Here is a 19,077-nt window from a genome sequence, read left to right on the forward strand (position 1 = left end):
GCCCCCGGAGCACGGCGTCCGACCCCACGGGGCCGCTCACCGTGGCCGCCCGGTGCCGAGGCCGCCCGCCCGGCCCCCGCCGGACCTGCGCACGACGCCCCCGCGACTCGGCCCGGGGGGCGTCGTCGTGCTCGGATCGTTCCCGTCCGGCGTCGCCCCCGGGCTCCAGGACAGCGTGCGGACTCACAGACAAGTCAGGTGTGCCGCCCGCTCCGCAGGGGCACCCGACCACGGTCGCCCCAGGCGGCCTCCTCCGCGAAGATCGCCGGAGACACACCCGAGCCCCGCGCGACCGGGGCACCATGCAGGAGGAACGCTCAGGATGACCCAGGTATGGCCCGGCAGTGCCTACCCCCTCGGCGCCACGTACGACGGCACCGGGACCAATTTCGCCATCTTCAGCGAGGTGGCCGAGAAGGTCGAGCTCTGCCTCTTCGACGACGCCGGGAACGAGGAGCGCATCCGGCTGCCGGAGATGGACGGGTACGTCTGGCACGCCTTCCTGCCCGGCGTCCACCCGGGCCAGAAGTACGGCTTCCGGGTGCACGGCCCGCACGACCCGGGCCAGGGCCTGCGCTGCAATCCGAACAAGCTGCTCCTCGACCCCTACGCCAAGGCCATCGACGGCCAGATCGACTGGGACCAGGCGGTCTTCGGTTACGACTTCACGACCAAGGAGCGCAACGACGAGGACTCGGCGCCGCACATGCCGAAGTCCGTCGTCGTCAACCCGTTCTTCGACTGGGGCGTCGACCGCCCGCCGAAGACGCCGTACAACAAGACGGTCATCTACGAGGCCCACGTCAAGGGCCTGACCATGACCAACCCCCGGATCCCGGAGGAGCTGCGCGGGACGTACGCCGGCGTCGCGCACCCGGCGACGATCGAGCACCTCACCGACCTCGGGATCACCGCGCTCGAGCTCCTGCCCGTGCACCAGTTCGTGCAGGACGACACGCTGCAGCAGAAGGGCCTGCGCAACTACTGGGGCTACAACACGATCGGTTTCTTCGCGCCGCACAACGAGTACGCCAGCAACACCACCGCCGGCCAGCACGTGCAGGAGTTCAAGGGCATGGTCCGCGCCCTGCACGAGGCGGGCATCGAGGTCATCCTCGACGTGGTCTACAACCACACCGCCGAGGGCAACCACCTGGGACCGACGCTGTCGTTCCGGGGCATCGACAACCGGACCTACTACAAGCTCGTCGAGGGCGACGAGCAGTTCTACATGGACTACACGGGCACCGGGAACACGCTCAACGTCCGGACGCCGCAGTCGCTGCAGCTGATCATGGACTCGCTGCGCTACTGGGTGACCGAGATGCACGTCGACGGCTTCCGGTTCGACCTCGCCTCGGCCCTGGCGCGCGAGCTGCACGCCGTCGACCGGCTGGCCACCTTCTTCGACCTGGTGCACCAGGACCCGGTGGTGAGCCAGGTGAAGCTGATCGCCGAGCCGTGGGACGTCGGCGAGGGCGGCTACCAGGTGGGCAACTTCCCGGCGCTGTGGACGGAGTGGAACGGCAAGTACCGCGACACCGTCCGCGACTACTGGCGCGGCGAGGGTGGCACTGTGGGCGAGTTCGCCAGCCGGCTGACCGGCTCGGCGGACCTCTACCAGCACTCGGGACGTCGTCCGGTCGCGAGCATCAACTTCGTCACCGCGCACGACGGATTCACGCTCAACGACCTCGTCTCGTACAACGAGAAGCACAACGAGGCCAACGGCGAGGGCAACAACGACGGCGAGAGCCACAACCGCAGCTGGAACTCCGGCGTGGAAGGTCCGACCGACGATCCGAAGATCCTGCAGCTGCGCGCCCAGCAGCGGCGCAACTTCATCGCCACGCTGATGCTCAGCCAGGGCGTGCCGATGCTGCTGCACGGTGACGAGCTCGGCCGGACCCAGGGTGGCAACAACAACGGCTACTGCCAGGACTCGCCACTCACCTGGATCGACTGGGAGAACGTCGACGAGGGGCTGCTCGAGTTCACCAAGAAGGTCACCAAGCTCCGGACCGACCACCCGACGTTCCGGCGCCGCCGGTTCTTCCACGGCCGGCCGGTGCGCCGCGGACAGGGCGAGCCGGTGCCCGACATCGACTGGCTCACCCCCGAGGGCGAGCAGATGACCGAGGAGGACTGGGACGTCGGCTACGCGAAGTCGCTGGCGGTCTACCTCAACGGCGTCGGTATCCGGGAGATGGACGAGCGCGGCGAGTTCGTCAAGGACGACCACTTCTACCTGGCGTTCAACGCCTCGCACGAGCCGATCGAGTTCTGCCTGCCCAGTGACGACTACGCGCAGACGTGGACGACGGTGCTCGACACCGCCGAGATGGGTGAGGTGGAGCCGCGCGAGCTCAAGCCCGGCGAGACGGTGACGGTGCAGGGGCGGTCGATCGTCGTCCTGACGGGACCGGCCCTGTGAGTCGGCCGATCCCCGTGCCCGGCGGCGAACGCCGCCGGGGAGTGCCGGCGGCGACCTACCGGCTGCAGGTGCACGCGGGCTTCCGCCTGGAGGACGCCGCCGAGGTGGTGGACTACCTGGCCGACCTCGGCGTGACCCACGCCTACTCCTCCCCCCTGCTGCGCTCGGCGGAGGGCAGCAACCACGGGTACGACACGGTCGACCACGCGCACGTCGACGAGGCCCGCGGCGGACGAGCCGGCCTCGACCGGTTCGTCGCAGCCCTGCACCAGCACGGCCTGGGGCTGGTGCTGGACCTGGTGCCCAACCACATGGGCGTCGCCGACCCCTCGGCCGCGCCGTGGTGGTGGGACGTGCTCCAGCACGGTCGGGACAGCGCGCACGCGGCTGCCTTCGACATCGACTGGGAGTTCGGCGGCGGCAAGCTCCGCATCCCGGTCCTCGGCTCGGCCGACGACGTCGACGAGCTCGAGGTGGTCCACGGTGGGTCGGGCGGGGACGGGTCGGCCGAGCTGCGCTACTACGACAACCGCTTCCCGATCGCTCCCGGCACCGAGCACGGGACACCGCAGGAGGTGCACGCCCGCCAGCACTACGAGCTGGTCGACTGGCGCCGCGCCGACTCCGACCTCAACTACCGGCGCTTCTTCGCCATCAACACGCTGGCGGGCCTGCGCGTGGAGGACCCGGCAATCTTCGACGCCACCCACGAGCTGGTGCTGGAGCTGGTGCGCGACGGTGCGGTCGACGGTCTGCGCATCGACCACCCCGACGGCCTCGCCGACCCGAAGGGGTACCTGGAACGACTGGCCCGGCTGTCCGGTGACCGGTGGACGGTCGTGGAGAAGATCCTGGAGCCGGGCGAGGACCTCCCGGAGTCGTGGCGGACCGCCGGGACGACGGGCTACGACGCGCTCGCCGAGGTGGACCAGGTGCTGGTCGACCCCGACGGCGAGGCGGCCCTGACCGCGCTGGACACCGAGCTGGCCGGCAAGCGCGTGGACTACGAGCGGCTGGTGCACAACTGCAAGCGCGAGGTCACCGACGGCATGCTGGGCTCGGAGGTCGCGCGCCTGGTGCGGGTGATCGGCGAGCTGCCGGGCATCGACCCTGCCCAGCAGACCGAGGCGCTCGCCGAGCTGCTGGCCACCTTCCCCGTGTACCGCAGCTATCTGCCCGACGGCCGTGAGCACCTCGATGCCACGGTGGTCGCCGTCCGGGAGCGGCGACCGGACCTCGCCGCCGCCGTCGACGCCCTGCACCCGGTGCTGTCCCAGGCCGGGACCGAGGCGGCCACCCGCTTCGAGCAGACCAGCGGGCCGGTCATGGCCAAGGGCGTGGAGGACAGCGCCTACTACCGGTGGTCGCGGTTCGTGGCGCTCAACGAGGTGGGCGGCGACCCGGCGCGCTTCGGCAGCACGGTCGAGGAGTTCCACGCCGCTCAGCAGCGCCGCGCGGAGCGCTACCCCGAGTCGATGACGACGCTCTCGACCCACGACACCAAGCGCAGCGAGGACGTCCGGGCCCGCCTGGCCGTGCTCGCGGAGCTGCCCAGCCAGTGGAGCGGACTGGTGCGCACGCTGCTCGGCCGTCACCCGCTGGCCGACCGTCCGCTGGCCCACCTGGTGTGGCAGAACCTCGTGGGCGCCTGGCCGCTGTCCCGCGAGCGGGCCCACGCCTACGTGGAGAAGGCCGCGCGTGAGGCCGGGACCTCGACGACCTGGACCAACCCGGTGCAGGAGTTCGAGGTGCAGCTGCACGCGTTGGTCGACGCCGCCTACGACGATCCCGCGACCACGGCCGACATCGGCGCGTTCGTCACGCGCATCGCACCGCTCGGCTGGTCGAACTCGCTGGCCCAGAAGCTGCTGCAGCTCACGATGCCCGGCGTTCCGGACGTCTACCAGGGCACCGAGCTCTGGGACTACTCACTCGTCGACCCGGACAACCGCCGTCCGGTGGACTACGCGCTCCGTCGCAAGCTCCTGAGGGACCTGGACGACGGCCAGGTCCCCGCCGTCGACGAGAACGGCGCCGCCAAGCTGCTGGTGGTCTCGCGTACCCTCCGGGCCCGCCGCGACCACCCCGCGTGGTTCGCCGGATACGCACCCGTCGAGGTCACCGGGTCGGGCGCGCAGCACCTGGTTGCCTTCGACCGTGGTGGTGTCGTCGCCGTCGCCACCCGCCTGCCGGCCCGCCTGGCCGCGGACGGCTGGGGTGACACCGCGCTGCAGCTGCCCAACGGCGCCTGGCGGGACCTGTTCACCGGTGATCGGGTCGTGTCCGACGTCGCCGGAGTGGCAGCGGACGTGTTGCTGACCCGCCTGCCGGTGGCGCTGCTGGTCCGCGACTGAGCGCGGTCGGCTCGGAGCACTCCGAACGGGCGCCTCGGCGTGGCGGCACCTCGCCGAGGCACACCGCTCGAAGTCGTCCCGTTCGGCAGGCCGACTCCCGGAACGCCACCTAGCGTCATCCGCGCGTCCGGGCCTGCCTGGTCGGACGCGAGGCGCCGGACCGCCCAACCTCGTCCGCCGGTGCCTGACTCCGACCCACCCAGGACGGGGGCGGGGGACCCATCTCCCGGCGCGCCGCGCGCGCCTTGGGGTGAAGCCGCACCGTGCGTTCCACGGCACGGCGGCCGGGCACCGATTCGCCCGAACCCGACAGCTCACCTCGTCGGCGGTGATCGGAGGATCACCCATGTCCAAGCACCCCTCGATGACGCGCGCCCTCAGCCGCTCACTCCGCGGAGGCGCCGTCGCGCTCGGTGCCGCAGCGATCGGCATCGGCGTGCTCGCGGCGCCGGCCTCGGCGGCCGAGTACGACTGGACCGCCGTCGCCACGTGCGAGTCCAGCGGCAAGTGGAACATCAACACCGGCAACGGCTACTACGGCGGGCTGCAGTTCAGCTCGCCGACCTGGCTGGGTCACGGCGGGGGCCAGTTCGCCCCGCGGGCCGACCTGGCCACGCCCGCGCAGCAGATCGCGGTCGCCGAGCGGGTCCTGCGGACCCAGGGCGTGGGTGCCTGGCCGACGTGCGGCAAGCACCTGCGGCCCGGTACGACCCCGGCGGCGGCCGGATCCCCTGCCGCCCCGGCAGCACCGAGACCGGCACCGGCCGTGGCTCCGTCGACCAGCGGCGGCTACACGGTCAAGGCGGGTGACACCCTCGCGAAGATCGCCCGCGCGCAGGGCGTCGACGGCGGATGGCGCGAGCTCTGGGCGGCCAACCGCGAGACCGTCCGGAACCCGAACGTGATCCGGGTGGGGCAGAAGCTCACCCTGCCGAACTGAGCGAGGCCCCCCTGCACCCCACCTCGAGCTGCGAGGGGTGGGGGGCAGGGGGGTCCTTCGTCAGAACCGGATGGCGTCGATCACCTTCGCGCGGACGGCGATGATCGCGGGCAGCAGCCCGGCCAGCGCGCCGACCGCGGTGGCCGCGATCATGCCCTCGACCGCGGCCGCCACCGGGAAGCCCGGCAGGTCGGCGATCGGGATGCCGTTGTTCAGCAATCGCTCCAGCGGCAGGTTCCGGACCAGCCCGATCGAGGCACCGACGGCGATCAGGCCGGCCAGGGCGGTGGCGCAGACGCTCTCCAGCATCACCGCGGCGAAGATCCGACCGGAGGTCGCGCCGAAGCTGCGGCGGACGCCGATCTCCCGGATCCGCTGTCGGACGGTGACCAGTCCGATGTTGAGCACCCCGAGCCCGCCCAGGACCAGCACCACGGTGCCGGCGCCTCGGATGGCCAGCCGGAGCAGTGCGATCGTCTCCTCCGCCCCCTGCGGGCCGGACCGGTAGGCCTCCACCTGGACGTCGCCCAGCGCGAGGGACAGGTCATGCCGCACCGACTCCATCACCTGCTCGGCCTGGTCGGCGGGCACCCACAGCTCGAGGGTGCTCGGACCGCCGTACATCGCGTTCGCCGGATCCACGACGCCCGCCTCGCCCCAGGGGCCGGCGACGCGACCGTAGTGGCGCAGTTGCCCACTGTGGTCATCCTGCGGACTGACGCGCGGTACGACCCGGGGTTGACCGGCCGCGGGACGGGCATGATCGGTGCGCCCTCGTTCACCCTCCCGTCCGTTCGCCCTGGAGGCCCCTGCATGTCCGCTCCCGTCGAGTTCGCCGTCTGGGCGCCCCTGCCCGAGCGGGTGCGGGTCCAGGTCGACGGCACCGTGCACCAGATGCGCCGTGACGGCGACGGCTGGTGGCGGGCCGAGGTGGAGGCATCACCGGAGGCCGACTACGGCTTCCTGCTCGACGACAACCAGACGCCGCGCCCCGACCCGCGTTCGCGGCGCCAGCCCGAGGGGGTGCACGGCCTCTCCCGCCGGTTCGACCCGAGCGCCCACGAGTGGGGCGACGGCGCATGGACCGGCCGGCCCCTGGCGGGTGGTGTCGTCTACGAGCTGCACGTCGGCACCTTCACCCCCGAGGGCACGTTCGACGCGGCGATCGGCCGGCTCGGCCACCTGGTCCGGTTGGGGGTCGACTTCGTCGAGCTGCTGCCGGTGAATGCGTTCAACGGCACGCACAACTGGGGTTACGACGGCGTCCTCTGGTACGCCGTGCAGGAGACCTACGGGGGGCCGGCGGCCTACCAGCGCTTCGTGGACGCCTGCCACCAGCAGGGCCTCGGTGTCATCCAGGACGTCGTCTACAACCACCTCGGCCCGTCCGGGAACTACCTGCCGGAGTTCTTCCCGATCTTCGCCGAGGGTGCCAACACCTGGGGCAACTCGATCAACCTGTCCGGTCCGGACTCCGACGAGGTCCGCCGCTACGTCATCGACAACGCGCTGATGTGGCTGCGCGACATGCACGTCGACGGCCTGCGGCTGGACGCCGTCCACGCGCTGGTCGACGAGCGCGCCACGCACGTGCTGGAGGAGATGGCCCAGGAGGTCGACAAGCTGTCGGTCGCCGCCGGCCGGCCGCTGACGCTGATCGCCGAGAGCGACCTCAACGACCCCCGCATGGTCACTCCGCGGGTGGCCGGCGGCCTCGGGCTCACCGCTCAGTGGAGCGACGACTTCCACCACGCGCTGCACTCGGTGCTGACCGGCGAGAGCCAGGGCTACTACGCCGACTTCGCCGCGGGCGGGCTCGGGGGCCTGGCCAAGACGCTGACCGGTGCCTACTTCCACGACGGCGCGTGGTCGAGCTTCCGCCGCCGGCACCACGGCCGCCCCGTGGACACCGCCACGCTGCCCGGCTGGAAGTTCCTCGGCTATCTGCAGGACCACGACCAGATCGGCAACCGGGCGGTGGGTGACCGGATCTCCGCCACCCTCTCCCCCGGTCTGCTGGCCGTCGGGGCGACGGTGGTGCTGACCAGCCCCTTCACCCCCATGCTGTTCATGGGCGAGGAGTGGGGCGCGAGCACCCCCTGGCAGTTCTTCACCAGCCACCCGGAGCCCGAACTGGGCAAGGCCACCGCCGAGGGTCGGATCGGGGAGTTCGCCGAGCACGGGTGGGACGCCGATGTCGTCCCCGACCCCCAGGATCCGGAGACCTTCACCCGATCCAAGCTCGACTGGTCGGAGCTCTCGAAGGAGCCGCACGAGCGACTGCTCGCCGTCCACCGGTCGCTGCTGGCACTGCGCCGCGCCCATCCCGACCTGGTCGACCCCGACCTGTCGGCGGTGCAGGTCACCTGGGACGACGCCGACCGCTGGCTCGTCGTCCACCGCGGATCGCTGCGGGTGGTCGTGAACCTGGCCGACGAGCCGCGGGAGATCGAGCTCGACCGCCGGGCGGCCGACGTCCTGTTCGCCACGGCGGAACTCCCGGATCTCGACGGCGCGACCGTGACGCTGCCCGCCGAGAGCGCGGCCGTGCTCAGCACGCGTTGACGTGCGGCGGCTGCTTCCCGATCCGGCGGACCTCGACGACGCCGCGCTGATCGAGGCCTATCGGCTGCCGGCGGGGAGGTCGCTGCGGGTCAACTTCGTCGTGTCCCTCGACGGCGCGGTGACCGTCCGCGGGGTCAGCGAGGGGCTGGGCTCACCCGGCGACCAGCGGATCTTCCGCGTGCTCCGGGCCCTGGCCGACGCCGTGCTCGTCGGCCACGGGACGGCGGCGGCCGAGGGGTACCGGCCTCTCACCGCCGACTCCGCCGTCGGCCGCCTGCGTACATCGCTCGGCCGACCGGCGACCGCACCTGTCGTCGTCGTCTCCCAGCGGGCGTCGCTGGACCCGCGCAGCCGGCTCGTGAACGAGGCCGTCTCCCCCACCGTGCTGGTCACCTGCGAGGCGGCCGACGCCGACCGGCGAGCCGCGCTCGCGGCGGCCGGGGTGACGGTGCTGGTCTGCGGGGACGACGACGTCGACCTGACCCTGGCGGTCGACCAGCTGAGAAGGCTGGGGCACGAGCAGGTGCTGTGCGAGGGCGGGCCGCACCTGCTGCGCGCCGCGCTCACGGCCGGGGTCGTCGACGAACTGGACCTCACGGTCTCCCCGGCGCTCGTCGGCGGCCAGGCACGACTGCTCCATGCCGCCCTGCCGGCGCTGCAACGGCTGCAGCTGCACCAGGTGCTGGAGGAGGACGGCGTCCTCTTCACCCGCTACGGGGTTCGCGCCGCCCGCTAGGCACCGGGCGCCCGATACGAGGCCCCCTGGGCCACGCCGAGGGCGGCCATCGTGCCCTCGACACTCGAGGGGTGTAGCTGAACCTGGTCAGGGACATGGGCATCGACGTGCCTCCCGACGCGGGTCGACCTCGCGCTGGCGTCGCCCGCGTGCCCGCGGACGACGTCCAGATCTCCCCCGCCACCCCGGACGAGGTGGAGCACCTGCTGGCCGCGTCACGGCATGCCTTCGCCGAGTCGCTCGCCCGCCACCGGGGACTGTCACCGGCGGACGCGGCCGAGAAGGCGGACAGGGACACGGCCGCCCTGCTGCCCGACGGCGCAGGTACGGAGGGTCAGGTGTTCCTGGCCGCCCGTCGCGGCGGCGACCTGGCCGGCGCGGTGTGGGCGGCCGTCCAGGGCCCCGACCGGCCCGATGCGGCCTGGATCTACTTCGTGTGGGTCGCGCCGGCCGGCCGCCGCCGCGGGCTCGGACGCCGACTAGTCGAGGAAGCGGCCACCGCGGTCCGGACGCGGGGGGCCCGGTACCTGCAGCTCAACGTCTTCGGCGACAACACCGCCGCGATCGCCCTCTACGAGAGCATGGGTTTCACCGTCGCCGCGCAGCAGATGACGCGTCCGCTCACCGAGGGGTGACCTACCGGACGACGGCGACCGGTCCTCGGGCCGTGCCGCCGTCGAGCCGGGTCCAGCCGGCCTCGACGCGGCCCAGCCCCGTGGCGGCGTCGTCGGCGCCGACCGACGGCTGCAGGACGCGGACGAACTCGAGCCGGCGCTGACCCGTCGTGGTCGAGGAGTCGTCGCTCAGGTCGACGGCGACGACGGTTCGCCCCTGCGCCGCGTCGAAGACCCGGTGCGGGCGAGCGGCGGCCAACCGCCCCGGGGAGCCCCAGTGGCGGCCGACGGAAGGGTCGGGGGTGTCGCTCTCGCTCTGGTGCTGCGCCTCGGCCGCGCCGCAGAGGAACGCGAGCAATTGCGTGACGGCGACCGGGTCGTGGGCAGCGTCGTAGATCCACCGACGGCCGAGGACCCCGTGCTCCGAGGTGCCGATCAGGCCCTGCTCCGCCTCCGCCAGCGGTCGGCCACGGTAGGTCATCGCCGCGTGATAGGTCGTCTCGTCGCCGGAGGTGCCGTCGGTGACGAAGGCGAACTCGATGCCCACCTCGCCCGCCGGATCGTCGAGCCGGAAGCCACCCGCCCGGCTCAGCTGCGGCGGCCTGCCCGCGTGCCGGCACCACGGCTGCCGCGGAAGCCAGTCGGCGAGGAGCTCGAGCTTGGTCGGCGTCATCGTCGTGCGGTGGATCGTGGCCATGCCGCACCCTCCCACGCCGCGTGGCGGACCGACGTGCCCGGCCGTCCTCACGGTGCGGTCACCGTCCTCACCGCTCAGCCCCTGGTCAGCGACCGCACGGTGAGGGCAGGGATCATGATCGACCGCGGCTCGGACTGCTTGACTGACCGCATGGATCTCCCCGTGCTGCCGCCGGTGAAGCCGATGCTGGCGAAGGCCGCGACCAAGCTCCCGATCGGTGACGGCCTCTTCTACGAGCCCAAGTGGGACGGGTTCCGCTGCATCGTCTTCCGCGACGGCGACGAGGTGGAACTGGGCAGCCGCAACGAGCGCCCGCTGACCCGCTACTTCCCGGAGGTGGTGGAGGCGGTCAAGGCGAACCTGCCCGACAAGTGCGTCGTCGACGGCGAGATCGTCGTCCCCCGCGGGGATCGGCTGCACTTCGAGGACCTGCTCCAGCGCATCCATCCCGCCCAGTCGAGGGTCGACCTCCTCGCCGAGCAGACACCGGCCTCCTTCGTCGCCTTCGACCTGCTCGCGCTCGGGGACGAGTCGCTGCTCGAGGTTCCCTTCAGCGAGCGGCGGGCCCGGTTGCGGGCCGCGCTGGACGGAGCCCGGCCGCCGGTCTACATCACCGCCATCACCGAGGACGTCGCCACCGCGGAGCGCTGGTTCCAGACGTTCGAGGGCGCGGGCCTCGACGGCGTCGTCGCCAAGGCGGCGGACCTCCCCTACGGCCCCGATCAGCGGCTGATGGCCAAGGTCAAGCACGTGCGCACCGCCGATTGCGTGGTCGCCGGGTTCCGCTGGCACAAGAGCGGCCCGATCGTGGGCTCCCTGCTGCTCGGGCTCTACAACGACGCCGGCGACCTGCAGCACATCGGCGTCGCGGCGTCCTTCCCGATGACCCGCCGGGCCGAGCTCGTCGAGGAGCTCGCCCCGTACCGCGAGAACGCGCTGGAGAACCACCCCTGGAAGGACTGGGCGAACGCGGACACGAGCGCGCTGGAGGGCGAGCACCGGATGCCCGGCGCGGTCAGCCGCTGGAACGCGAAGAAGGACCTGTCGTGGGTGCCGCTGCGCCCGGAACTGGTCGTGGAGATCAAGTACGACCAGCTCGAAGGGCGTCGTCTTCGTCACACCGGCCAGTTCCTCCGCTGGAGGCCGGATCGCGACGCGCTGAGCTGCACCTACGACCAGCTCGACGTCCCTGTGCGGTACGACCTCGGCGAGGTTCTGGCCGGTGGCGGGTCGCCCGATCGGGAATGATCGACTGCAGCGCGCCCGCAGGGCTCCTACGCTCGTGATCATGCGTCTGCACCGCGGCCGGCTGACCGTTCCGTCGACCCTGCTCGCCCTGAGCCTGGTGCTGGCAGGCTGCGCGTCCTTCACCGACACGGTCGGCGAGGAGGCCGCCACCACCACGTCGGCGGCACCGGAGCCGAAGGCCGCCCCGATCGACTGGACCGACTGCAACGAGGAGATCCAGCAGCTCGTCGCCGGCCAGCCCGGCAGCGACCGCGACCTCTCGTTCGAGTGCGGCCGCACCGAGGTGCCGATCAGCTACGAGGAGCCGCAGGGTGCGACGCTGCCGCTCTTCCTGGTCCGGGTGGTCAGTGGCACCCAGACCGACCGCATCGGCTCGCTGGTGGTCAACCCCGGCGGGCCGGGCGCGTCCGGCGCCGACGCAGCCATCGGCCTGGCCCTCACCCTTCCCGAGGAGGTCCTCGGCCGCTTCGACATCGTCGGGTTCGATCCGCGAGGGGTGGGGCTGTCGACGCCGGTCGAGTGCATCCCCGGCGAGAGGAAGGACGAGATCGTCGCCGCCGAGCCACGGCCGGTCAGTGACGAGCAGCTCGACGCCGCCTTCGCCCTCGCCCAGGAAACGGCCGACGGCTGCGCCGAGGAGTACGGCGACGCCCTGGGCACCTTCAACACCGTCGACACGGCCCGGGACATGGACCGGCTGCGCGAGGCACTGGGTGACGAGCAGCTGACCTACCTCGGCTACTCCTACGGGACCACGCTCGGGTCCACGTACGCCGAGCTCTTCCCGGACAAGGTGCGCGCCCTGGTGCTCGACGCCGCGGTCGACCCCGACGGCGCCGCCATGGAGGACGCCGAGGCGCGCGCTGCCGCGTTCGAGGCCGGCTTCGACGCCTTCGCGGCGAACTGCACCGGCCTGCTGGCCGGCTGCCCGCTCGGGGCGGAGCCGCGGCAGTTCGTCGAGCAGGTGCTCGGCCAGGCCGGGCAGGCCCCGATCCCCAGCAGCGAGCCCGGCGAGACCCGTCAGGCCACCCCCGGCGTGGTGCTCACCGCCATCCAGGCCGGTCTCTACGACACCGGCTCCTGGCCGCAGCTCGCCCAGGGGCTCGCCGCCGCCCAGGCCGGCGACTCCAAGGGGCTGTTCTCCCTCGCCGACAGCTTCTCCGGGCGCCTGGAGGACGGCACCTACTCGAACCTCATCGACGCCAACATCGCCATCAACTGCGCCGACACCGACGAACGGTTCGAGGCGCGACAGGTGCGCGACCTGGCCGCCGAGTGGAACGCGAAGTACCCGCTCTTCGGCGCCGGCTCGGCGGTCGGGCTCTACACCTGCTCGGTGTGGGAGGCCGAGCGCACCCCGCTGCCCCAGCGCGACGCCGCGGGCAGCGCGCCGATCCTCGTGGTGGGCAACTCCGGCGACCCGGTCACCCCGCTGCCGGGGGCGGTCGACCTGGCCGAGGACCTGGACTCCGGGGTGCTGCTCACCTGGCAGGGGCAGGGCCACACCGCCTACCCCAAGACCGACTGCGTCACCGCGGCGGTGAACGCGTACCTGATCGACCTCACGGTGCCGATGGACGGACTCACCTGCCCTGCGTGACACTCCCCCTTCCTTCGTGAAGGCCCACCCGCGGTAAGGGAGAGCACCTGATGGCCAGCAGCAAGGACGCCGTCGTCCTCGACATCGACGGCCACGAGGTGCGCGTCTCCAACCCGGAGAAGCCGTACTTCGGCGAGCGCGGGATCCGCAAGATCGACGTCGTCCAGTACTTCGTCGCGGTCGGCGAGGGGATCCTCTTCGCACTCAAGGACCGGCCGACGACCCTCGAGCGGTGGCCGGGCGGGGTCTTCGAGGGTGCCCGCATCTCGACCCGCGTGGACAACACCGGCGACGCGTTCTACCAGAAGCGGGTGCCCAAGAACGCCCCCGAGTGGGTGCCGACGGCGCACATCACCTTCCCCAGCGGGCGGACGGCGGACGAGATCGCGCCCGACTCGGTGGCGGTGGTCGCCTGGTGCGCCAACCTGGGCACGCTGACCTTCCACCCGTGGCCGGTCGACAAGACCGACGTCGAGTCACCGAACCAGATCCGCATCGACCTCGACCCGCAGCCGGGCACCGACTTCTCCGACGCCGTCTGGGTGGCCCCGCACGCGCGGGAACTGCTCGCCGAGTTCGGGATGCAGGGCTGGCCGAAGTCCTCCGGCGGTCGCGGCGTGCACATCTACGTGCCGATCCAGCCGCGGTGGACCTTCACCGAGGTGCGGCGCGCGGTGATCGCGTTCGGCCGCGAACTGGAACGCCGCCTGCCCGACCGCGTGACGATGTCGTGGTGGAAGGAGGAGCGCGGCGAGAAGATCTTCATCGACTACAACCAGATGGCCCGGGACCGCACGATCGCCTCGGCCTACTCCATCCGGCCCAAGCCGCACGCTCCGGTCTCGGCACCGCTGGACTGGGACGAGCTGCCCGACGTCTCACCGTTCGACTTCGACGTCCTGACGATGCCCGACCGCTTCCGGAAGGTCGGCGACAAGCACGCGGGGCTGGCGGAGCACGCCTTCGGCATCGAGCCGCTGCTGGAGCTGGCCGAGCGGCAGGAGAGGGACGCGGGCCTCGGCGACCTGCCCTATCCACCGGACTACCCGAAGATGCCCGGCGAGCCGATGCGCGTCCAGCCCAGCCGCGCCAGGCGTCCCACCAGCACAGACGGATAACGAGGCCATGAGCTGGGCGACGGCGGTCCTGCTCCTGCTGGCGTGCTCCATGCTGGGAGCGCTCGCCAGCTTCGCACCCGGCCGGGTCCGCACCCGGTTCCTCGTCCTGGGTTCGATCGTGGGGGCATTCCTGGTGTTCATGCCGGCGAAGTGCGTCACCGCGACGGCATCGACGCCACTCGGCACTCCGGAGCAACTGGGTGGCCAGACGTCGTGCGAGACGCTGTACGGCACCGCACTGCCAGAGGTCGGCGCGGTGCAGGCGGACGCGGTCGGCACCCTCCTCGGGATCATCGCTGCCGGAGCCGCAGCAACGGCCCTGCTCGTGGTGCGGCGTCGGACGAGCAGTCCGCCGCCGGCCTAACCGGGCCTCTGCAGTGCCGGCGGCGTGTGCGCCGGACGGTGCCGCCGCCAGATCCGTCGTGAGGCCGCCAGAGGGTCGGCAACCATGCTGTCGCGCGCAGCCCACACCCGGGTCAGAGCCTCGCCGGGGCGGTAGCTCGACCACCCCGGGTCGCCGGTGGCCGCGAACGCCGTCCAGGCGGCTCTCATCCGGGCCGACAACTCCTCCTCCGGCTCCCCGGTCCGCCCCAGCCACGCGCGGGCGAACGGGGTGTCGAGCGTGCCGAAGACGAACGGGATCTCAAGGGCGTGGCAGGCCCCGAGCGCACCGCCGGCCACCGGACTGGGCCACGCGAACTCGTAGGCGAAGGTTCGCCCCTGCACGCTTCCGGCACCGGCATGCCCGTCGGCTGCATCGAGGGTCGGCATCCGGAACAGCCAGTCCGAGCACAACACGGAGTACAGGTCGGGGCCGGCCAGTCCGCGGTAGGCCCGCCCGTAGTCCTCCGCTGCGGCGCCCCCGGAGAACAGCGTGACGGCGGCCCGGAACACATCCTGCATCCCCTGCCGGCCGCGCCGACCAGCCGACTCGAGCATCATCTGGTACTCATCCCGGTTGTAGCCGACCAGAAGATCCAGGTCGGCGGCGGCGCCGTCGCCCAGGGCGTCGAACGGCGACGCGGGGAGCACCTCACCGTCGATGATCGGGAAGTACGGCGTGGTGGCGTAGTGCAGCACGCCCCAGGCCTGCGGCGCGTCCTCGAGCGCGGCGATGACCTCGGCGGAGGTGTTGGCCAGCTGCTGCGGAGCGAGGGCCGCCAGTTCCTCGGTGCGCGGGGAGACCCCCGCCGCGGTGGCGACCCGTCTGGTGACCCGGGAGGCCAACTCCGGCGGGTAGAACAGGCCGGGGACGCTCTGAGCGATGCAGCGGCGGAACAGCCCCCGTGCGGACGGCATGGTGGCCAGCGCCACCACCGATCCCCCGCCTGCGGAGGAACCGCATACGGTCACGTTGTCCGGGTCGCCGCCGACGACGGTGATGTTGTCCTGCACCCAGCGCAGGGCCGCGACTTGATCGAGCAGGCCCCGGTTGTCGGGAACGTCGGGCAGATGGCCGAAGCCCTCGAATCCGACGCGGTAGTTGAAGGTCACGACCACGACCCCTTCCCGCGCCAGCCGCGTCCCGTCGAGGACCGGGTCGTCAGCGGACCCGTGCTCGTAGGCGCCGCCGTAGATCCACACGAGCACGGGCAGTCCCCGGGTGGTCGGATCCGGGGTCCAGACGTTGAGCGTCAGACAGTCAGGAGCGCGCGCCGGCCGGGCAGGCCGGTCGCTCCCCCAGATGGGCTGCGGCGGGCGGGGGCCGAACCGGGTCGCGTCCCGGACGCCGGACCAGGGCACCGGCAGGGACGGCGCCCGGAATCGGCGCGGGCCGAAGGGAGGCGCGGCGAACGGGACGCCGCGGAGGACGGCGCCACCGGCGGGATCACGCAGGCCGCGCAGGAGTCCGGCCCGGGTCCGGAAGGTCACCTCCACGGGTGCAGCAGTGCCACCGGTTCCGTCGGTTCACACCTGGGTGGACGGCGGAGCGGCCGGCTTCGCCGGAGGAGGCGGCCAGGCACCGTCGGCCGTCAGCCCGCGACTCCCAGCAGCGCCTGCTCGCGCAGCCGGGACCGCTGCACCTTTCCCGCATCCGTGCGCGGCAGCTCGGACACGAAGTGGAAGGTCCGTGGGGTCTTGTTGCCACCGAGGCGCTGGCGCACCTGCTGGCGCAGGGTGACCGAGAGCGCGTCCGAGGGGGCGACCCCGTCGAGCACCACGAACGCCTCCGGCTTGATCAGCTTGTCCCGGTCGGGCACGCCGACGACGGCGCACTCGGCGACCCGCTCGTCCTGGCTGAGCACCGACTCGATCTCCACCGGGCTGACCCACATGCCGCCGACCTTGAGCATGTCGTCCTCGCGGCCCAGGAAGGAGAAGTGGCCGGAGTCGTCCTCCACGACGACGTCGCCGGTCCGTAACCACTCCCCCGTCATCGTCTGCCTGCTGAGCCCGAACTGCCGCCAGTAGAACGGCGCCAGCGAGCCGCCTCGGACGAGCAGCGTTCCGGTCGTGCCCGGTGGCACGACCTCGCCGTGCTCGTCGACCACTCTGGCCTCGTAGCCGTCGACCACCGTGCCCAGGCAGTCCGGTCGGATGTCGTCGAGGCGGTTGGAGATCACGATGTGGCAGGTCTCGGTGGCGCCGATGCCGTCGAGGATGTCCAGGCCGGTGGCCTCCTTCCAGCGGTGCAGCAGCGAGCCGGCCAGCGACTCGCCGGCCGACACGCAGACCCGGATGCCGCGGAAGTCGGCCGGCCCCGAGGAGCTGGACCCGGCGGCGAGGGTGTTGGCGTAGCCGGTGGGAACACCGAACAGGACCGAGGGCCGGAATCGCCGCACGACCTCGGCCACCATGCGTGGCTGCGCCGGCGCGTCCAGCAGGACCGACGTGGCGCCTACCGCGAACGGCAGGTACAGCCCCCCGCCCAGGCCGTAGGCGAAGGAGAGCTTGGAGACGGAGAAGGTCACGTCGGACTCGTCCAGGCCGAGGACCGGCCGGGCGTAGGCGTCGGCGCAGAAACGCATGTGGCTCTGCAGGTGCACGACCGCCTTGGGGCGCCCGGTGGTCCCGGAGCTGTACAGCCAGAAGGCCATGTCCTCGGCCACGGTGTCCGCTGGCTCGAGCCGGTCGTCGGCCGCCGCGGTGATCTCGGCGAAGTCGGACTCGCCGGGCACGGGTTCGGTCTCACCGACGACGACCAGCCGGCACGGGCGGGTGGCACCCAGGTCGCGCACCGCCGTCCGCACGGCGAGCGCGGTCGACGCGTCGACGACCGCCACCTTGGCGCGGCTGTCGGTGAGCAGGAACGCGTAGGCGTCCGGGGCGAGGCTCGGGGGCACCGGGACCGGCACCGCACCGGTCTTGACCGCGCCGAAGAACGTCGTCGCGAACTGCACGCCGTCCGGCAGGGCGATCAGCACCCGGTTCTCCGGCTCCACGCCGAGCTCGCTCAGCGCGTTGCCCACCCGGTTGGCGGCCGCGGCCACCTCCCCGTAGGTCCACTCCCCCTCGGGGGTCCGGACGGCGGTCTTGTCCCCTCGGCCCAGGTCCAGGTTGCCGTCGAGCAGGTCGACCGCGGCGTTGTAGTGGTCGGCCTGGCTCAGCCACCGGGCAGCGGGAGAGCCTCCGACGGCGAGGGGATGGCGGCCCAGGAAGTCCAGCAGGATCCGGGCGGCGCTGGTCGGCTGCTGGATGTGCAGCAGGTGCGTGGCGCCCTCCAGCACAGTCCGCTCGGTCTGCGGCAGCCACTCGCGGATCTGCTCGTAGCACTGCTCGTAGAGGGCTGAGCTGCGGGAGCCGCGGACGAACAGGAGGGGGGCCCGGATCCGGCACGCCTCCTCGGCGCCGAACCGCCAGGCCTCGTGCGCCGGGGCCTCCACGCCGAAGTAGGTGTCGGTGTCGCGCAGGCTCTGCTCGAGCGCACCGGGCACGTTCTGTGCGACGGCGGCCCGCTCCTCCGGGCTGCCGAGGAACAGGTCCTGGGCCGCTTCCCAGTCACCCAGCCGGTATCGCTCCCCGGCGGCCCGGACCAGATCGACGACCGCCCGGCCGCCGGGCACGGACAGCAGCGCCGCCTCGAGCAGCACCAAGGACTGCACCCGCTCCGGATGGTCGGCGGCGAGCTGCAGCGCGATCGTCCCGCCGTAGGAATGGCCGACGACGTGGGCCCGCTGCACGTCCAGGTGGTCGAGCAGCGCCCGGGCGTCGGCGGCCTGGTCGGCGATGGTCACCGGCCCCTGCACCGGCGAGCTGCCCAGGAAACCCCGGCGGTGGTAGCGGATGAGCATGTACCGCTCGGCCAGCTCCGGGCGGGTCACCAGCGGCAGGAACGAGCGGGCGATGTGGCTGCCGTGGACGAACAGGACCGGTTCCCCCGAGCCGCGGATCTCGTACTCGAGCGTGGCACCGTTGATGCGCGCCGTCTGCACCGGGGGTCCCGCTAGGCCGAGGGAGGGGCCGACGCCGGCTCGGCCGCGCGCTCCGGCGCCGCAGCCTCCTGGGAAGTACGGCCGACCGCTGGCACCATCGCGAGCTCCCTGACCTCGACGCTCATGGAGAGTCCCAGGTCGGAACGGCCGCGGTGGCGGCGTCCCCGGTCGGCAGCGGTGCGGTGTGGGCGTAGGCGGCGCGCGGAACGTCGCCCTGCCCGTACCAACCGACGCCGTCCATCCCGGCTCCTCGGTTGGTACGCGCAATGCTGAACGCAGTCAAGACCGCGCCAGACGTCGGTCCGGCCGCGACCGGCGAGCAGCTCGACCGTCGATTGCGCAGGCACGGCGATCCTGCACAGCGGAAAACTGTTCCCCACGGCGTCGGAACGTCGGAG

General features: G+C 72.3%; 14 protein-coding genes and 1 riboswitch. Of the genes, 10 read left to right on the top strand and 4 right to left on the bottom strand.

What is annotated here, in order from left to right; all coding sequences use genetic code 11:
* Positions 1–322 precede the first annotated feature (322 nt).
* From glgX to CHB94_RS02155, 3 genes are all read left to right on the top strand, one after another.
* The gene (gene glgX / locus CHB94_RS02145; RefSeq protein ID WP_089334953.1) at positions 323–2,434 is read left to right on the top strand and encodes a glycogen debranching protein GlgX; all 2,112 of its coding nucleotides are present in this window, start codon (positions 323–325) and stop codon (positions 2,432–2,434) included.
* Positions 2,431–4,788 (top strand): malto-oligosyltrehalose synthase, encoded by a 2,358-nt coding sequence (treY, locus tag CHB94_RS02150; protein WP_089334954.1) that lies wholly within the window; start codon positions 2,431–2,433, stop codon positions 4,786–4,788. Before glgX ends, treY begins: the two co-directional genes overlap by 4 nt.
* A gap of 181 nt (positions 4,789–4,969) precedes the next feature.
* A riboswitch (cyclic di-AMP (ydaO/yuaA leader) is annotated at positions 4,970–5,131 on the top strand.
* A gap of 3 nt (positions 5,132–5,134) precedes the next feature.
* Positions 5,135–5,728, top strand: coding sequence for a LysM peptidoglycan-binding domain-containing protein (locus CHB94_RS02155; RefSeq protein ID WP_089334955.1), 594 nt, complete (start codon positions 5,135–5,137; stop codon positions 5,726–5,728).
* 60 nt (positions 5,729–5,788) lie between these two features.
* On the opposite strand, the gene CHB94_RS02160 is transcribed toward CHB94_RS02155, so the two are convergent.
* Entirely contained in the window at positions 5,789–6,370 is a 582-nt protein-coding gene (locus CHB94_RS02160) for an ABC transporter permease (protein WP_176445368.1), read from the bottom strand.
* A 171-nt stretch (positions 6,371–6,541) separates the two neighbouring features.
* On the opposite strand from CHB94_RS02160, the gene treZ reads away from it, so the two are divergent.
* The 3 genes from treZ (at position 6,542) to CHB94_RS02175 (ending at position 9,664) form a co-directional block, all read left to right on the top strand.
* Complete coding sequence (treZ, locus tag CHB94_RS02165) at positions 6,542–8,293, top strand: malto-oligosyltrehalose trehalohydrolase (protein ID WP_089334956.1); 1,752 nt, start codon at positions 6,542–6,544, stop codon at positions 8,291–8,293.
* Position 8,294: 1 nt separating this feature from the next.
* A complete protein-coding gene (locus CHB94_RS02170) occupies positions 8,295–9,029 on the top strand; it encodes a dihydrofolate reductase family protein (RefSeq protein WP_089334957.1) in 735 nt (244 codons plus the stop codon).
* Positions 9,030–9,178: 149 nt separating this feature from the next.
* Entirely contained in the window at positions 9,179–9,664 is a 486-nt protein-coding gene (locus tag CHB94_RS02175; RefSeq protein ID WP_176445369.1) for a GNAT family N-acetyltransferase, read from the top strand.
* Between the two features lies 1 nt (position 9,665).
* On the opposite strand, the gene CHB94_RS02180 is transcribed toward CHB94_RS02175, so the two are convergent.
* The gene (locus CHB94_RS02180) at positions 9,666–10,340 is read right to left on the bottom strand and encodes a maltokinase N-terminal cap-like domain-containing protein (protein WP_089334959.1); all 675 of its coding nucleotides are present in this window, start codon (positions 10,338–10,340) and stop codon (positions 9,666–9,668) included.
* A gap of 150 nt (positions 10,341–10,490) precedes the next feature.
* Between CHB94_RS02180 and CHB94_RS02185 the strand changes: the two genes are divergently transcribed.
* From CHB94_RS02185 to CHB94_RS02200, 4 genes are read left to right on the top strand one after another with little or no spacing between them, the layout of a single operon-like run.
* Positions 10,491–11,588 (top strand): ATP-dependent DNA ligase, encoded by a 1,098-nt coding sequence (locus CHB94_RS02185; protein WP_089335136.1) that lies wholly within the window; start codon positions 10,491–10,493, stop codon positions 11,586–11,588.
* A 40-nt stretch (positions 11,589–11,628) separates the two neighbouring features.
* Positions 11,629–13,188 (top strand): alpha/beta hydrolase, encoded by a 1,560-nt coding sequence (locus tag CHB94_RS02190; RefSeq protein WP_089335137.1) that lies wholly within the window; start codon positions 11,629–11,631, stop codon positions 13,186–13,188.
* A 50-nt stretch (positions 13,189–13,238) separates the two neighbouring features.
* Complete coding sequence (locus CHB94_RS02195; RefSeq protein ID WP_089334960.1) at positions 13,239–14,306, top strand: DNA polymerase domain-containing protein; 1,068 nt, start codon at positions 13,239–13,241, stop codon at positions 14,304–14,306.
* A gap of 7 nt (positions 14,307–14,313) precedes the next feature.
* Positions 14,314–14,670 carry a hypothetical protein gene (locus CHB94_RS02200; RefSeq protein WP_089334961.1) on the top strand — a complete coding sequence of 119 codons (357 nt, stop codon included), beginning with the start codon at positions 14,314–14,316 and terminating at the stop codon, positions 14,668–14,670.
* Here the strand turns inward: CHB94_RS02200 and CHB94_RS02205 are convergent.
* Together CHB94_RS02205 and CHB94_RS02210 are read right to left on the bottom strand one after the other, a co-directional pair.
* Entirely contained in the window at positions 14,667–16,178 is a 1,512-nt protein-coding gene (locus tag CHB94_RS02205) for a carboxylesterase/lipase family protein (protein WP_217899134.1), read from the bottom strand. The two genes, CHB94_RS02200 and CHB94_RS02205, sit on opposite strands and share 4 nt — an antisense overlap.
* A 101-nt stretch (positions 16,179–16,279) precedes the next feature.
* Positions 16,280–18,679: a benzoate-CoA ligase family protein gene (locus tag CHB94_RS02210; RefSeq protein WP_141137401.1), complete on the bottom strand. Its 2,400-nt coding sequence runs from the start codon at positions 18,677–18,679 to the stop codon at positions 16,280–16,282.
* Positions 18,680–19,077: the final 398 nt, after the last annotated feature.

Source organism: Blastococcus mobilis (assembly GCF_900188025.1).
GTDB classification, from domain to species: domain Bacteria; phylum Actinomycetota; class Actinomycetes; order Mycobacteriales; family Geodermatophilaceae; genus Blastococcus_B; species Blastococcus_B mobilis.

Excerpts from the sequence above, each read along its gene's own strand:
- glgX (WP_089334953.1), top strand. The coding sequence starts at position 323 with ATGACCCAGGTATGGCCCGGCAGTGCCTACCCCCTCGGCGCCACGTAC.
- CHB94_RS02155 (WP_089334955.1), top strand. The coding sequence starts at position 5,135 with ATGTCCAAGCACCCCTCGATGACGCGCGCCCTCAGCCGCTCACTCCGC.
- treZ (WP_089334956.1), top strand. The coding sequence starts at position 6,542 with ATGTCCGCTCCCGTCGAGTTCGCCGTCTGGGCGCCCCTGCCCGAGCGG.
- CHB94_RS02180 (WP_089334959.1), bottom strand. The coding sequence starts at position 10,340 with ATGGCCACGATCCACCGCACGACGATGACGCCGACCAAGCTCGAGCTC.
- CHB94_RS02185 (WP_089335136.1), top strand. The coding sequence starts at position 10,491 with ATGGATCTCCCCGTGCTGCCGCCGGTGAAGCCGATGCTGGCGAAGGCC.
- CHB94_RS02190 (WP_089335137.1), top strand. The coding sequence starts at position 11,629 with ATGCGTCTGCACCGCGGCCGGCTGACCGTTCCGTCGACCCTGCTCGCC.
- CHB94_RS02195 (WP_089334960.1), top strand. The coding sequence starts at position 13,239 with ATGGCCAGCAGCAAGGACGCCGTCGTCCTCGACATCGACGGCCACGAG.
- CHB94_RS02200 (WP_089334961.1), top strand. The coding sequence starts at position 14,314 with ATGAGCTGGGCGACGGCGGTCCTGCTCCTGCTGGCGTGCTCCATGCTG.